The organism is Mycobacterium sp. 29Ha, from assembly GCF_032883055.1.
Taxonomy (GTDB): domain Bacteria; phylum Actinomycetota; class Actinomycetes; order Mycobacteriales; family Mycobacteriaceae; genus Mycobacterium; species Mycobacterium gallinarum.
On the sequence record NZ_JAMQTI010000001.1, the window covers coordinates 203,626 to 219,507 of the forward strand.

Annotated in this window: 8 protein-coding genes; 4 read left to right on the forward strand and 4 right to left on the reverse strand. The window is 66.5% G+C overall.

Annotation, left to right across the window (positions count from 1 at the left end):
* The first annotated feature begins 63 nt into the window (after nucleotides 1–63).
* Nucleotides 64–864, forward strand: coding sequence for a MerR family transcriptional regulator (locus M1248_RS01060; protein ID WP_163729863.1), 801 nt, complete (start codon nucleotides 64–66; stop codon nucleotides 862–864).
* On the opposite strand, the gene M1248_RS01065 is transcribed toward M1248_RS01060, so the two are convergent.
* Genes M1248_RS01065 through M1248_RS01080 form a run of 4 tightly spaced genes read right to left on the reverse strand, consistent with a single transcriptional unit; the run spans nucleotide 851 to nucleotide 4,780 of the window.
* Nucleotides 851–1,651 (reverse strand): ABC transporter permease, encoded by an 801-nt coding sequence (locus M1248_RS01065; RefSeq protein WP_317147315.1) that lies wholly within the window; start codon nucleotides 1,649–1,651, stop codon nucleotides 851–853. The two genes, M1248_RS01060 and M1248_RS01065, sit on opposite strands and share 14 nt — an antisense overlap.
* Nucleotides 1,651–2,502, reverse strand: coding sequence for an ABC transporter permease (locus tag M1248_RS01070; RefSeq protein ID WP_317147459.1), 852 nt, complete (start codon nucleotides 2,500–2,502; stop codon nucleotides 1,651–1,653). The genes M1248_RS01065 and M1248_RS01070 overlap by 1 nt, the downstream gene beginning before the upstream one ends.
* Complete coding sequence (locus tag M1248_RS01075; RefSeq protein ID WP_317147316.1) at nucleotides 2,502–3,692, reverse strand: ABC transporter substrate-binding protein; 1,191 nt, start codon at nucleotides 3,690–3,692, stop codon at nucleotides 2,502–2,504. The genes M1248_RS01070 and M1248_RS01075 overlap by 1 nt, the downstream gene beginning before the upstream one ends.
* A gap of 2 nt (nucleotides 3,693–3,694) precedes the next feature.
* On the reverse strand, nucleotides 3,695–4,780 hold the full coding sequence (locus tag M1248_RS01080) for an ABC transporter ATP-binding protein (protein ID WP_317147317.1): 1,086 nt from the start codon (nucleotides 4,778–4,780) through the stop codon (nucleotides 3,695–3,697).
* A gap of 159 nt (nucleotides 4,781–4,939) precedes the next feature.
* On the opposite strand from M1248_RS01080, the gene M1248_RS01085 reads away from it, so the two are divergent.
* The 3 genes from M1248_RS01085 (at nucleotide 4,940) to M1248_RS01095 (ending at nucleotide 15,872) form a co-directional block, all read left to right on the forward strand.
* Entirely contained in the window at nucleotides 4,940–5,674 is a 735-nt protein-coding gene (locus tag M1248_RS01085) for a DUF1906 domain-containing protein (protein WP_163729859.1), read from the forward strand.
* Between the two features lie 493 nt (nucleotides 5,675–6,167).
* Nucleotides 6,168–15,461, forward strand: coding sequence for a polyketide synthase (locus M1248_RS01090; protein ID WP_317147318.1), 9,294 nt, complete (start codon nucleotides 6,168–6,170; stop codon nucleotides 15,459–15,461).
* A gap of 15 nt (nucleotides 15,462–15,476) precedes the next feature.
* Complete coding sequence (locus M1248_RS01095) at nucleotides 15,477–15,872, forward strand: holo-ACP synthase (protein WP_317147319.1); 396 nt, start codon at nucleotides 15,477–15,479, stop codon at nucleotides 15,870–15,872.
* The last annotated feature ends 10 nt before the right edge of the window (nucleotides 15,873–15,882 follow it).

A 15,882-nucleotide genomic window follows, 5' to 3' on the forward strand; every position in this document is an offset into this window, starting at 1 on the left:
GAGCGATGAACCGTCGCGGTCCACGGCTACTCCGCGCCCCGATGTCGATCGGGGCGGTTTTCAATGGCTGAGTACCGTCTGGAAGAACTCGCCCAGATATCCGGCGTCAGTGCCCGCAATATCCGCGCCTACCGCGAACGCGGGCTGCTCGACGCGCCCCGCCGCGTCGGCCGTTCGGCGTTCTACGACGACTACCACCTGTCACAGTTGCGCACCATCAACCAGCTGCTGCGCCGCGGCTTCAACTCGGCCCACATCGCCGAGTTCTTCGCGAGCATGCGTCAAGGCGCCGACCTGGCCGACATCCTGGGTATCCAGCGAGCACTGTTGGGGCCCACGCCGAACGACGAACCCGACGGTGCGTCCGACGCCGGCGACCAACGGCCCTCCGGCGGTGAGCCGGCCCCAAAACCCCGTGCCGTCCGCATCGATCCCGACAGTGAGGCGGCGCGAAAGTTGATCGAACTCGGCTTCGCCGAGGCACGGGCCGGCAGCGTCGTCGTCGTCGACCCGTCGATCGCCGAGATTCTGGGCCGCACGTCCGATCAGCTGCTTTACGTCCGCGCGCTGCTGCGAATCTACGAGTCGTCGCGGGACGCCGCCGACGGCCTGGTCAGTGGCTTCGTCCGGGCGCTTGGCGATTCCGTCGAGGCGAAGTTCGGGAAGGACCATCGGCCTAAGCCGCGCGAGCTCGACGACCTGGGGCAGATGGCGAGGGACTACCGCGAGCTATGGGGTCACGTCTTGTCGATTCGCATGGAGGAGTCGCTGCGGCGGCAGCTGGCGACGGTGGCCACCGGCCACCCAGCCGGCGGCTTGCTGAGCGAGCTCCTGCGTCGGTGTGCGGGCACTACACCCGGCTGACGGCAGGATCTCCGCCGAAGCGCTGCGCCAGCCACACCGGGATTATTGCGACAATGGTCAGCGCGGCGGCGACGACGTTGATCACGGGGGCCTGGTTGGGCCGGAAGAGGTTTCCGAAAATCCAGATCGGGAGTGTCTGCACGGCCGGGCCTGCCGTAAACGTCGTGACGACGATCTCGTCGAAGGACAGGGCGAACGCCAGCACCGCACCCGCGACCACCGATCCCCGCATCGTCGGGAAGGTCACGTAGCGGAAGGTCTGCCACGGCGACGCGCCGAGGTCGGCCGAGGCGTCCTCCAGGCTGCTTCCCATCCGGCGCAGCCGCGCCTGAGTGTTGTTGAAGACGATCACGATGCAGAACGTCGCGTGCCCGATGATGACGGTGGCCATGCCCAGCGACATGCCGAGTGCGGATGTGAACGTCGCATTCAGCGCAATGCCGGTGACGATCCCCGGCAGCGTGATCGGTAGTACCACAAGCAGACTCACCACATGCTTGCCGAAGAAGTCGTAACGCCGCACGGCGAAGGCTGCCATCGTGCCCAGCACCAGCGCGATGACCGTTGCGCCGAGACCGACGACAACCGAGTTCACGAGTGACTGCCACATACCGTGGCTGTTCCAGGCGTCCGACCACCAGTGCAGCGTGAATCCCGTCGGGGGAAAAGCGAATGTGCGGGAGGTGTTGAACGCGTTGATCACCACGAGTAGCAGTGGCGCATAGAGGAACAGCAACACGAGCAGCGTCCAGCCCCGGACGAGGCGACGGGCGGTGTTCGACAGCATCAGATGTTCTCCAGCGCGCCCGTGCGCCGCATCGCCAACAGATACGCCACAATCGCCAGCAGCGGGATGATCGACAACGCGGCGGCCAGCGGCTGGTTGTTGGCGGTGACGAGTTGGCCGTAGATGATGTTGCCGAGCAATTGAGTCTTGCCGCCGACGATCGTCACCGCGATGTAGTCACCGAGCGACAGCGAGAAGGTGAATATCGAGCCCGCGGCGATACCGGGGAACACCAACGGCGCCAGCACCATTCGGAGGGTGGACATGTCGGAGGCGCCGAGGTCGGCGCTCGCGTCGAGCAGCGAGTCCGGAACGCGGGTGAACGCCGCGAACACCGGAAGGACCATGTAGGGCAGCCACAGGTAGGTCAGTGTCACGATGGTGGCGGCCAGGCCATACCCGGGTGTGTAGTCGGTCGCCCAGACCAGTGGGCCTTCGGGGGATAGAAGCATGCGCCACGCGTATGCCTTGACCAGATAGCTGGCCCACAGCGGGGTCGTCACGGCGACCACGAGCGCGAGCCGCACCCGCGGTGACGCGACCTTGGCCATGTAGAACGCCAGCGGCACGGCGAGCACGGCGCAGATCACGGTGACGGCCAGCGCCACCGATACGGTGCGTACCGCCGCTGTACGGAAAAGCTCGTCGGTCGCCACCCGCACGATGTTGTCGAAGGTGAACGAGTGCACCACCGCGCCGGTGAAGGCGTCTGTGCTCCAGAAGGCCGAAACCAGGAGCACGGCAAGGGATCCGAGATATGCGACCACCAGCCAGGCCAAGGGTGGCACGAGCAGGAAGCCGAGGCTGATACGCCGTCGCACGGACCCCGACGAGGCGGCCCCGAGCAACATCACCCCTTGATCTGCTGCCACTTGTCGACCCACTCGTTGTAGGCCGTGCAATTATCCCCGCTGCCGTCCACGCAATTCTTCTGCGGTGTGGTCCAGTAATGGATCTTGGCGGCGAAGTCTTCGTCGGTGGCGTGGTAGATGTCGCAGAAGTCCGGTTCGACGGTGTACTTGCACGCTTCGGTGTTGGCCGGAGCCTCGCCGAAGAACTCGGCGACCTGGGCATTGACCTCCGGCGAGGAGATCCAATTCATCCACTTGTACATGCAATTGGGGTGCGCGGCCTTCGACGAGATCATCCAGGTGTCCGACCACCCCGTTGAACCTTCTTTGGGCAGAACGGTGTTGACCTGCACCCTGTTTTCCGAGCCGATCGTGTTCGCGATGACCTGCCATGTCGTACCGATGACCGAGGTGCCGGATTCGAACGCCTGCACCTCCTTGGTGTAGTCCGACCAGTACTCGCCGATGCTCTCCCGCTGCTTCTTGAGCAATTCCGTTGCCGCGTCGAGCTGTTCGGGCGTCAGCGAGTACGGATCCTTGATGCCGAGTTCCGGCTTCGACTTGGACAGGTACAGCGCCGCGTCGGCAATGTAGATGGGGGAGTCGTACGCGGTGACCCTGCCCTTGTACTTGTCCGCATCGTCGAATACCGCCGCCCATGAGTTCGGGGCATCGCGAACGACCTCGATGTTGTACATCAGCAGATTGGCGCCCCAGCCGTGAGGGATCCCATACATCTTGCCGTCCACCGAATTCCACGGTTTGTCTTTGAGGAACGGCGAAATAGAGGCGTAGTTCGGCACGAGATCGGTGTTCACCGGGGCGACATCTCCGGCGTAGATCAACCGCAACGTCGCATCGCCGGACGCGGATACGCCGTCGTACTGGCCACTGCGCATCAGCTGCACCATCTCGTCGGAGGTGTTGCCGAGCTTCACGTTGACCTGACAACCGGTCTGTCGCTCAAACGGCGTCACCCAGTCGGCGGTGCTGTCGTTCGAACCGTCCTCGGCGTAGCCCGCCCATGCGATCAGGTTGAGCTCGCCCTCGCCGTCGCCGATGGCCTCCATGGGCTCCAGCTTCGGCGGCGGCTCGTCTCCGCCGGGTTGGTCGGTGCATCCGGTGATGCCGGCCAGCACGAGGGCGGCGCACGCGGCGAGCACAAGACTGACTCGTGTTCTGGACGGCATCGCTACTCCTCGTTCGTCAGGGTGTGTGCAGCTTTTTCTGGCCAGGCCAACGTGATTGGACTGCCGTGATGTAGGTCGGGCGGCAGCCAGGTGCTGGCGGTGAGGACCGTGGCGGTGAGATCGACGCCGATCTGCGTGCGCGCGGTGATCCTGGTGGTGGGGCCGGCGTAGATGAGCTCAGACACCGTGGCCGCGACCGTGCGCACGCCGGGCACCGAGTCGGTGTCTGCCGCGAAGACGCCGATACGCTCGGGCCGTACCACGAACGTTCCGGAACGTCCCACGAGTGCTTCGGCGACGGCGCCGACAAGCACGTTCGAGGTGCCGACGAAATCAGCCACGAATCTGTTGACCGGGTTTTCGTAGACCTCGCGCGACGGACCGACCTGCTCGATGCGCCCGTGGTTGAACACCGCGAGCCGATCGCAGAGGCTCAGCGCCTCGTCCTGGTCGTGAGTGACGATCACGAACGTGATGCCGACTTCGCGCTGGATCTCCTTGAGTTCGATCTGCATCTGCTCGCGCAGCTTGAGGTCCAGCGCCCCGAGCGGCTCGTCGAGCAGCAGCACCCGTGGCCGTCCGACCAGTGCGCGTGCGAGCGCGACGCGCTGACGTTGCCCGCCCGACAACTGCTGTGGGCGTCGGGACGCATGCTCGGTGAGCCGGACCAAGTCGAGTTCGTCGCTGGTTCGACGTCTGCGCTCCGCCTTGGGGACCCCGCGCACCTTCAGGCCGTACTCGACGTTCTGCGCGACGGTCATGTGCGGGAACAGTGCGTACTCCTGGAACACGGTGTTGACGTCGCGGTGTCGCGCCGGACGGGCGGTGACGTCTGCGCCGCCGAGCCTGATGGTCCCGGCGGTGGGCTGCTCGAATCCCGCGATCATGCGCAGGACGGTTGTCTTTCCGGATCCGGACGGGCCGAGGATCGCGAACAGTTCGCCGTCCGCGACTGTGAGGTCGGCGCTCTGGACGGCCACGACGCCGCCGCCGAACTCCTTTCGGACGCCGATCAGCTCGACCTGCGGTTCTTGATCGCCCGCGGGGACATCCACAGCAGATCCAGCGCTGATGGTGTCCGAGGGCATGGTCAATCGTAGGAATCGGAATGGTCGCGCCGCAGTTCATCGCGGATTTCACGCCAGCTCGTGTTCGCTCGGCTACCTCGCCGTGACAGTAAATCTTGATGCAGGTGTGACCAGTGGCGCTGTCGTGAAAAGTGATGTTGCTGTCGTACTCTGTGGCACGTGTCAATTTCCCGGCGCGACGTGCTGAAAGGTGCCGTCGCGTTGCCCGCCGCGCTTGCCGCGGGCGCAGGTCTGCAGACGCTGGTGTCCGCGGCTGCTCCCGTGACGGCTTCGGCGGCGCCGTTGGGCGTCCTGCTCGACTATGCAGCCGGGGTGATCAGCGCCAGAGACATCCGGGCGTCGGGCGCGCTGGGCGCCATTCGGTACGTCTCCGACCGCAGGCCCGGGGGTGCCTGGATGCTGGGTAAGCCGATCCAGATCGCCGAGGCGCGTGACCTCTATCAAAATGGTCTGAAGATCGTGTCCTGCTACCAGTACGGCAAGCAGGACACCGCCGACTGGCTCGGCGGGCAGAACGCCGGTGTCGCGCACGCCAAGCGGGGATGGGAGTTGCACGTCGCCGCCGGTGGTTCCTACGGAGCGCCGATCTACACGTCGATCGACGACGATCCGACGTACGAGCAGTACAAGCAGCAGGTCGCGCCGTATCTGCGGGGCTGGGAGGCGGTGCTGGGACATCAGCGCACCGGCGTCTACGCCAACTCGAAGACCATCGAGTGGGCTGCCCAGGATGGGCTCGGCGCGTGGTACTGGCAGCACAATTGGGGATCACCCGGCAAGATCGCCCATCCGGCGGCCCATCTGCACCAGGTCGAGATCGACAAGCGCTCCGTCGGAGGCGTCGGGGTCGACATCAACCACATACTCAAGCCGCAATACGGCCAGTGGGATTAAAAACCTTACCGGTCAGTAAGTAGCGCCAGCAAACTTCCGATGGTGGCCGGCCTCGCTGACAAGACAAATCATGTCCAGTTGTCGACTCTGCACGCCGCAATGCCGCAGGTGAAGATGGCCGAAAAATTTAGATAACGATTCGATAACAATACCGCCTTGATCAGCGCTGTTACACCTACTCGACCGTAACCACCTGCCAACAGGACGTTTGTCCCGGATAGCTGAGGCCGGTTGGAGGGCGCGCGTTATCTCAGAGACGGTTACCCGTGCGTAGAACTCGCTAGTAACCATTTCGGGCGCGAAAATGGTGTCGTCTCTTATGACACTCTTAGCACGGCTGGGATGTCCGCTGGACCGGATGAACAAGTCGGGATTCGACGCCGAATCGCATGGTCCCCGCAGGGGAGCGCGGGCCAGTCAGCTTCTAGCGACGCCACAGCCACCACAGACGACGAGCGATACGCGCAGATAGCACCGAGGGAGAAATAAAGACGTGACGATCAACGAGCAGCACCGGGTGCCGGCAGAGTCAACCACCGAGCGCCCGGGGGCCCGCCCCTCCGCGCATGCGCTCGTCGATCGGTTGAACGCCGGTGAGCCCTACGCCGTCGCGTTCGGTGGGCAGGGCGCCGCGTGGCTGGAGAACCTCGAAGAACTGGTCAGCTCGGCTGGCATCGAGTCCGAGCTCAGTGAAGTCGTGGGCGAGGCCGAGCTGCTGCTGCAGCCCGTCGCCCGCGAGCTGGTGGTCGTGCGGCCGATCGGCTTCGAGCCGATGCAGTGGGTGCGGGCCCTGGCCGCCGAGGAGTCGCTGCCCGCCACCAAACAACTCGTCACCGCGGCGATCTCGGGCCCCGGCATCCTGCTTGCCCAAATGGCCGCCATCCGCGCGCTCACCAGGCAGGGCCTGGATCTGTACAACACCCCGCCGGTCGCGATGGCGGGCCACTCGCAGGGCATCATGGCCTGCGAATCGCTGCGGGCGAAGGGCACCAAGGACGCCGAGCTGCTGGCTCTGCTGCAACTGATCGGCGCCGCCGGTTCGTTGATGTCCCGACGACGGGGCATGGTCGGTCGCGGCAACAAGACGCCGATGGTGTCGGTGACCAACGTCGACCCCGACCGCATGCGTGAGCTGCTCGAGGAATTCAGTACGGATGTCCGCACCGTGCTTCCGCCGGTGCTGTCGATTCGCAACGGCAGGCGCTCCGTGGTGATCACCGGGACGCCGGAGCAACTGGGTCGATTCGAGCTCTACTGCAGCAAGATCACCGAACGGGAAGAGGCCGAGCGCAAGAACAAGCTGCGCGGCGGAGCGGTGTTCGCACCCGAATTCCACGGAGTGCAGGTCGAGGTCGGCTTCCATACCCCGCGCCTCGCCGACGGCGTCGCGGTCGTCGAGGGCTGGGCCGAGAGGTGCGGTATCGACGCCGCGATGGCGCACGAGATGACCGAGGCGATCTTCGTCCGTCCCATCGACTGGGTGGCCGAGATCGAGCGGCTGCACGAGTCGGGCGCCAAATGGATCGTCGACCTGGGCCCGGCCGATACCGTGACTCGCCTGACCGCGCCCGTCATCCGGGGATTGGGCGTCGGAATCGTTCCCGCCGCCACCCGCGCCGGTCAGCGCAACCTGTTCACCGTCGGCGCCGAGCCCGAGGTGCTGCCCCCGTGGTCCAGCTTCGCGCCGACCACGGTCGAGCTGCCCGACGGCTCCGTGAAGCTGTCCACCAAGTTCACCCGCCTGACCGGCCGGTCGCCGATCCTGCTGGCGGGTATGACGCCCACGACCGTCGACGCCAAGATCGTCGCCGCGGCCGCCAACGCCGGCCACTGGGCCGAGCTGGCCGGTGGCGGTCAGGTCACCGAGGAGATCTTCTCCGACCGCATCGCCGAGCTCACCAACCTGCTCGAGCCGGGCCGCGCCGTGCAGTTCAACACGCTGTTCCTGGATCCCTACCTGTGGAAGCTGCAGGTCGGCGGCAAGCGGTTGGTGCAGAGAGCGCGTCAGTCCGGCGCTCCCATCGACGGCGTTGTGGTCAGCGCGGGCATTCCCGATCTCGAGGAAGCCGTCGAGCTGATCGACGAGCTGAATACCGTCGGCATCAGCCACGTCGTGTTCAAGCCGGGCACGGTCGGCCAGATCAAGTCGGTCATCAACATCGCCGCCGAGGTCCCCGGGAAGGACGTCATCGTCCACATCGAGGGCGGACGCGCAGGTGGTCATCACTCGTGGGAGGACCTCGACGACCTGCTGCTGGCGACCTATGCGGATCTGCGCAAACTGTCCAACATCACCATCTGCGTCGGCGGTGGCATCGGGACGCCCGAACGAGCGGCCGACTACCTGTCGGGCGCATGGGCCAAGGCCTACGGCTTCCCCGAGATGCCGGTCGACGGAATTCTCGTCGGTACCGCGGCCATGGCGACCCTGGAGGCCACCACCTCGCCGGCCGTCAAGCAGATGCTGGTCGAGACGACCGGCACCGATCACTGGATCAGCGCCGGAAAAGCCAACGGCGGCATGGCTTCCAGCCGTAGCCAGCTGGGCGCGGACATTCACGAGATCGACAACGCCGCCTCTCGGTGCGGCAGGCTGCTCGACGAGGTCGCCGGCGACGCGGATGCCGTGGCGGCCCGTCGTGACGAGCTGATCGCGGCGATGGCCAACACGGCCAAGCCCTACTTCGGCGACGTCAGCGGCATGACCTACCTGCAGTGGCTGAACCGTTACGTCGAGCTGGCGATCGGTGACGGCGACAGCACCGCCGACACCGCAACGCCGGGCAGCCCGTGGATCGCCGACACATGGCGGGACCGGTTCGCCGACATGCTCAAGCGAGTCGAGGCGCGACTTCATCCGCAGGACTCCGGCCCGATCGAGACTCTCTTCGCGGATACCGCCGAAGGCCAAGCGCTGCTTGAGGATCCGCAGACCGCGATCGATCGGCTGCTGCAGCGCTACCCGGATGCCGGGACCCTGAAGCTGCACCCCGCCGATGTGCCGTTCTTCATCACGCTGTGTAAGACGCCGGGCAAGCCCGTCAACTTCGTGCCGGTCATCGACAAGGACGTACGCCGCTGGTGGCGCAGCGACTCGTTGTGGCAGGCCCACGACGCGCGCTACACCGCCGACGAGGTGTGCATCATCCCCGGCACGCAGGCGGTCGCCGGGATCACGCGGGTCGACGAGCCGGTCGGCGAACTGCTGGACCGCTTCGAGCAGGCGTCGATCGACGCGCTGGTCGCCTCGGGCGCCGAGCCGACGCCGGTGGTGTCGCGCCGCCAGGCCCGCGAGGACGTCACCGGTGCCCTCGCGGTCGTACTCGATTCGCCCGACGTGCTGTGGGCAGGCCGTACCGCCATCAATCCGGTACACCGCATCGGCGCATCGGATGAGTGGCAGGCCAACGAAAACCGCAGTGCCACACACCCGTCCACCGGCGCACGGCTCGAGCTGAACGCCGACGGCCCGAATGCCGGGACTGTCACCCTGAGTGTCCCGCTGAGCGACATCTGGATCGACATCCGCTTCACTCTCCCGTCCTGCACCGTCAACGGCGGCATGCCGGTCGTGACCGTCGAGGACGCGTCGAAAGCGATGCGTTCTGTCCTTGCGATCGCCGCAGGTGTCGATGGCCCCGACGCGCTGCCACCGGTGCACGACAACACCGCATCGGTCACCGTCGAATGGGATCCGGAGGAGGTCGCCGACCACACCGGCGTCACCGCGACCTTCGGGGCGCCGTTGGCGCCGGGTCTCACGCTGGTGCCGGACGCACTCGTAGGCCATTGTTGGCCCGCGGTTTTCGCAGCGATCGGAGCCGCGGTCACGGACGACGGAATCCCCGTCATCGAGGGTCTGCTGAGCCTGGTGCACCTGGACCACGCTGCGCACCTGCTCGTTCCGATGCCGAAGACGACGGCCCAATTGACGGTCACCGCAACGAGTTCGGCCGCCTTCGACACCGAGTACGGACGCGTTGTCCCGGTGAGAGTCGACGTCACCGATGCCGACGGCACCACCCTGGCGAAACTCGAAGAGCGGTTCGCGATCCGCGGTCGCACGGGCGCCGTCGAACTCAGCGACCCGCCGCGCGCCGGCGGTGCGATCACCGACAACGCGACCGAGACGCCGCGTCGCCGCCGTCGCGACGTCACCGTCGCCGCGCCGACCGACATGCGCGCCTTCGCGGTGGTGTCCGGGGACCACAACCCGATCCACACCGACCGGGCGGCCGCGCTGCTGGCCGGCCTGAAATCGCCGATCGTGCACGGGATGTGGCTCTCGGCCGCCGCGCAGCACGTTGTGGCCGCCACCGACGGCAAGGCCGCCCCGCCGGCTCGTGTGGTCGGCTGGACGTCGCGATTCCTCGGCATGGTGCTGCCCGGTGACGACATCGACTTCCGCGTCGACCGTGTCGGAATCGACCGTGGCGCAGAGATCGTCGAGGTCGCCGCGCGCGTCAACAACGAGCTTGTGATGTCGGCCACGGCGCAACTGGCCGCCCCGAAGACGGTGTATGCGTTCCCGGGCCAGGGCATTCAGCACAAAGGCATGGGAATGGAGGTTCGCTCCCGGTCCAAGGCCGCGCGCAAGGTGTGGGACACCGCCGACAAGTTCACCCGCGAGACCTTGGGCTTCTCGGTGCTGCACGTCGTGCGCGACAACCCGACCAGCCTGATCGCCAGCGGTGTGCATTACAGCCACCCCGACGGCGTGCTGTTCCTGACGCAGTTCACCCAGGTCGCCATGGCGACGGTGGCGGCCGCCCAGGTCGCCGAGATGCGTGAGCAGGGCGCGTTCGTCGAGGGTGCGCTGGCGTGCGGGCACTCCGTCGGCGAGTACACCGCCCTGGCCTGTGTCAGCGGTGTCTACGAGCTGGAGGCACTGCTGGAGGTGGTGTTCCACCGTGGCAGCAAGATGCACGACATCGTTCCTCGCGACCACCTGGGCCGGTCCAACTACCGGCTGGCCGCGATCCGGCCGTCGCAGATCGACCTCGACGATGACGACGTGCCCGGATTCATCGACGAGATCGCCGAGCGCACAGGCGAATTCCTGCAGATCGTGAATTTCAACCTGCGTGGCTCGCAGTACGCGATCGCCGGGACGGTGCGCGGGCTCGAGGTGCTCGAGGAAGAGGTCGAGAAGCGTCGCGAGATCAGCGGCGGTAAGCGCTCGTTCATCCTGGTGCCCGGTATCGACGTGCCGTTCCACTCGTCCGTGCTGCGGGTCGGCGTCGCCGACTTCCGCCGCTCGCTCGAGCGCGTCATGCCCCGCGGTGCGGATCCCGACCTGATCGTCGGCAAGTACATCCCCAACCTGGTGCCGCGGCCGTTCACCCTGGACAAGGACTTCATTCAGGAGATCCGCGATCTGGTGCCCGCCGAACCGCTCGACGAGATCCTCGCCGACTACGACACCTGGCGGAACGAGAAGCCGAGTGACCTGATGCGCAAGGTCGTGATCGAGCTGCTGGCATGGCAATTCGCCAGCCCGGTGCGCTGGATCGAGACTCAGGACCTGCTCTTCATCGAGGAGGCCGCGGGCGGTCTGGGCATCGAGCGGTTCGTGGAGATCGGTGTGAAATCCGCGCCGACCGTCGCGGGCCTGGCGACCAACACGCTCAAGCTCCCGGAGTACTCGCACAACACGACCGAGGTGCTGAACTCGGAGCGCGACGCCGCGGTGCTGTTCGCCACGGACACCGACCCCGAGCCGGATCTCGATGCGGACGACGGTGCCGACACGGCGCCCGCGCCCGTGGAGTCCGCCGCGCCGGTCGAGGCCGCACCCGCCCCCGCCGCCGCGCCCGCGGCGACGGGTGGGCCCAGCTCCAATGTCGCGCCTGCCGGCGCTCCGCGTCCCGACGATCTGGTCTACGACGCGGCCGACGCCACCACGGCGCTGATCGCGCTGTCGGCGAAGATGCGCATCGATCAGATCGAGCCGCTGGACTCCATCGAGTCGATCACCGACGGTGCGTCGTCGCGGCGCAACCAGCTGCTCGTCGACCTCGGCTCGGAGTTGAATCTCGGTGCCATCGACGGTGCCGCAGATGCCGACCTCGCCGGGCTGAAGGGTCAGGTCACCAAGCTGGCCCGTACGTACAAGCCTTACGGCCCAGTGCTTTCCGACGCCATCAACGACCAGCTTCGTACGGTCCTCGGGCCGTCCGGCAAGCGGCCCGCTTACATCGCCGAGCGAGTCAAGAAGACTTGGGAGCTTGGTGACGGCTGGGTCAAGCACGTCACGGTCGAGGTGGCGCTGGGCACCCGCGAGGGTTCCAGCGTGCGCGGTGGTGAATTGGGCGGCTTGCACGCAGGCGCGCTTGCGGACGCGGCGTCCGTCGACAAAGTCATCGACGCCGCGGTGTCGGCGGTGGGTTCACGCCACGGTGTGGCCGTCACGCTGCCCGCTGCAGCCGGTGGCGGTGGCGGTGTCGTGGACTCCGCGGCACTCGGTGAGTTCGCCCAACAGGTGACCGGGCCCAACGGTGTACTCGCTTCGGCGGCGCGCCTGATCCTGGGGCAGCTCGGTCTGGAGACGCCGGTCAGCGCGCCGGAAGCGACGGATGCGGAGCTCATCGATCTGGTAACTGCCGAATTGGGTTCGGATTGGCCACGTTTGGTCGCTCCGACATTCGACGGCCGCAAGGCAGTGGTGTTCGACGACCGCTGGGCCAGCGCACGTGAGGATCTGGCCAGGTTCTGGTTGTTGGACGAGGGCGAGATCGACGCCGACTGGCAGCGTCTTTCCGAGCGGTTCGAAGGCGCCGGCCACATCGTCGGCACCCAGGCCACCTGGTGGCAGGGCAAGGCGCTGGCGGCGGGCCGCAACATTCACGCGTCGCTGTACGGCCGCGCGGCCGCAGGCGCGGAGAACCCGGGCAAGGGGCGCTACACCGACGAGGTCGCGGTGGTGACCGGTGCATCGAAGGGCTCCATCGCGGCATCCGTAGTGGCCCAACTCCTCGACGGCGGGGCGACGGTCATCGCGACCACGTCCAAGCTCGACGACACCCGGCTGGCGTTCTACCGCGATCTGTACCGGGACAACGCCAGGTTCGAAGCCAAGCTCTGGGTCGTGCCCGCCAACATGGCGTCCTACAGCGACATCGACGCGCTCGTCGAGTGGGTCGGTACGGAACAGACTGAAAGCCTTGGGCCGAAGTCCATTCACCTCAAGGATGCGCTGACACCAACGCTTCTGTTCCCATTCGCGGCGCCGCGGGTGGCCGGCGACCTGTCGGACGCGGGATCGCGCGCCGAGATGGAGATGAAGGTCTTGCTGTGGGCCGTTCAGCGGCTGATCGGCGGGCTGTCGCACGTCGGCGCGGAACGCGACATCGCGGCGCGGATGCACGTGGTGCTGCCTGGCTCGCCCAACCGCGGGATGTTCGGCGGTGATGGTGCCTACGGTGAATCCAAGTCCGCACTCGACGCGTTGGTCACCCGGTGGAAGGCCGAGTCGTCGTGGGCACAGCGGGTTTCGCTGGCGCACGCGCTGATCGGCTGGACCAAGGGCACCGGACTGATGGGTCACAACGACGCCATCGTCGACGCCGTCGAAGAAGCCGGAGTGACGACATATACCACCGACGAGATGGCGAAGATGTTGCTCGATCTGTGCGACATCGAGTCGAAGGTGGCCGCTGCACGCGAGCCGCTGCAGGCGGACCTGACCGGCGGATTGGCCGAGGTCGAGCTGGACCTGGCCGAGTTGGCCGCCAACGCGCGCGACCAGCAGGCGGCCGGCGGAGCCGAGAGCGACGACGCCGACGGCAACGATGCCGGCACGATCCGCGCGCTGCCATCCCCGCCGCGTGGCTACCGGGCTGCGCCGCCGCCGGAATGGGACGACCTCGATGTCGACCCCGCCGATCTGGTGGTGATCGTCGGCGGCGCCGAGCTCGGACCCTATGGTTCGTCACGCACCCGCCTCGAGATGGAGGTCGACAACGAGCTGTCGGCGGCCGGCGTGCTGGAGCTCGCGTGGACCACGGGCCTGGTCAAGTGGGAGGACGATCCCACCCCGGGTTGGTACGACGTCCAGACCGGCGATTTGGTCGACGAGGGCGAGCTGGTGGAGCGTTATCACGACGCGGTGATCGAGCGGGTCGGCATCCGCGAGTTCGTCGACGACGGTGCGATCGATCCGGATCACGCTTCACCGATCATGGTTTCGGTCTTCCTCGACAAGGACTTCACGTTCGTCGTGTCGTCGGAGGCCGAGGCCCGGCCGTTCGTGGAATTCGATCCGGAGCACACGGTCATCGCGCCGGTGCCGGACAGCAGTGATTGGCAGGTGACCCGCAAGGCGGGCACCGAGATTCGCGTGCCGCGCAAGACGAAGCTGTCCCGCACGGTGGGCGCGCAGATCCCGACGGGCTTCGATCCGATGGTGTACGGCGTCCCCGCGGACATGGTGTCGTCGATCGACCGGTTGGCGCTGTGGAACCTCGTCACGACCGTCGATGCCTTCCTGTCCGCGGGTTTCACTCCTACCGAGCTGATGCGCTGGGTCCACCCCAGCCTGGTGGCCAGCACGCAGGGCACCGGCATGGGTGGAATGACGTCGATGCAGACCATGTACCACGGCAACTTGCTCGGCCGGAACAAGCCGAACGACATTTTGCAGGAGGTTCTGCCGAATGTCATTGCAGGACATGTGGTTCAGTCCTACATCGGCAGTTACGGCTCGATGATCCACCCGGTGGGCGCATGCGCCACCGCGGCGATCTCGGTCGAAGAAGGTGTGGACAAGATCCGCCTCGGTAAGGCCGAGTTCGTGGTGGCTGGCGGTTACGACGACCTGACGCTGGAAGCCATCATCGGATTCGGTGACATGTCGGCCACAGCCGACACCGAGATGATGCGGGCCAAGGGCATCAGCGACTCGAAGTTCTCGCGCGCCAACGACCGTCGCCGGCTCGGGTTCGTCGAGGGACAGGGCGGCGGAACGATCCTGCTCGCCCGCGGTGACCTGGCGCTGAAGATGGGTCTGCCGGTGTTGTCCGTCGTGGCCTACGTGTCGTCCTTCGGTGACGGTGTGCACACGTCGATCCCCGCTCCGGGGCTCGGTGCGCTGGCAGCTGGTCGTGGCGGCAAGGGATCGCAGTTGGCACGTTCGCTGGCGAAGCTGGGTGTGGGTGCCGACGACATCGCAGTGGTGTCCAAGCACGACACCTCGACTCTGGCCAACGATCCGAACGAAACCGAGTTGCACGAGCGTCTTGCGGATTCGATGGGCCGGTCGGCCGGTGCGCCACTTTTCGTGGTGTCACAGAAGAGCCTGACCGGTCACTCGAAGGGTGGTGCCGCGGCGTTCCAAATGATGGGGTTGTGCCAGATCCTGCGCGACGGCGTCATTCCGCCGAACCGCAGCCTGGACTGCGTCGACGAAGAAATGTCCGGAGCCGGACACCTCGTCTGGCTGCGCGACAGCCTCAAGTTCGGCGACAAGTTCCCGTTGAAGGCCGGTCTGATCACCAGCCTCGGCTTCGGACACGTGTCCGGACTGGTGGCGCTGGTGCACCCGCAGGCGTTCATCGCGGCGCTGAGTCCTGATCAGCGTGAGGACTACAAGCGTAGGGCTGAGGCACGCGTGCTGGCCGGACAGCTGCGACTGGCGTCGGCGATCGCGGGTGGACGGCCGCTGTACGAGAAGCCTGCCGACCGGCGATTCGGTGGAGACGTCGCGGAGAAGCGGCAGGAAGCAGCAATGCTTCTGGACGAGTCTTCGCGCCTCGGTGAGGACGATGTGTACCTGCTCTCAGGGCAGTGAGATAGGTTCTTGCGCATGGCGGTAGTCGGTGTGGGGATCGATCTCGTCTCCATCCCCGACTTCGCCGAACAGGTCGACCAGCCGGGAACGGTGTTCGCCGAGACGTTCACGCCCGGCGAGCGGCGTGACGCCGCCGACAAGAGCTCGTCGGCGGCGCGGCATCTGGCGGCGCGCTGGGCGGCCAAGGAGGCGGTGATCAAGGCGTGGTCGGGGTCGAGGTTCTCCAAGCGGCCGATGCTGCCGGAGGGCATTCACCGCGACATCGAGGTCGTCACCGACATGTGGGGCCGACCCAAGGTGCGCCTCACCGGCGCAATCGGTGAACACCTGAAGGACGTGGTCATTCACGTGTCGATGACCCACGAGGGCGATACGGCGGCGGCGGTCGTCATATTGGAGTCGCAACCCTAACGGGCCAATC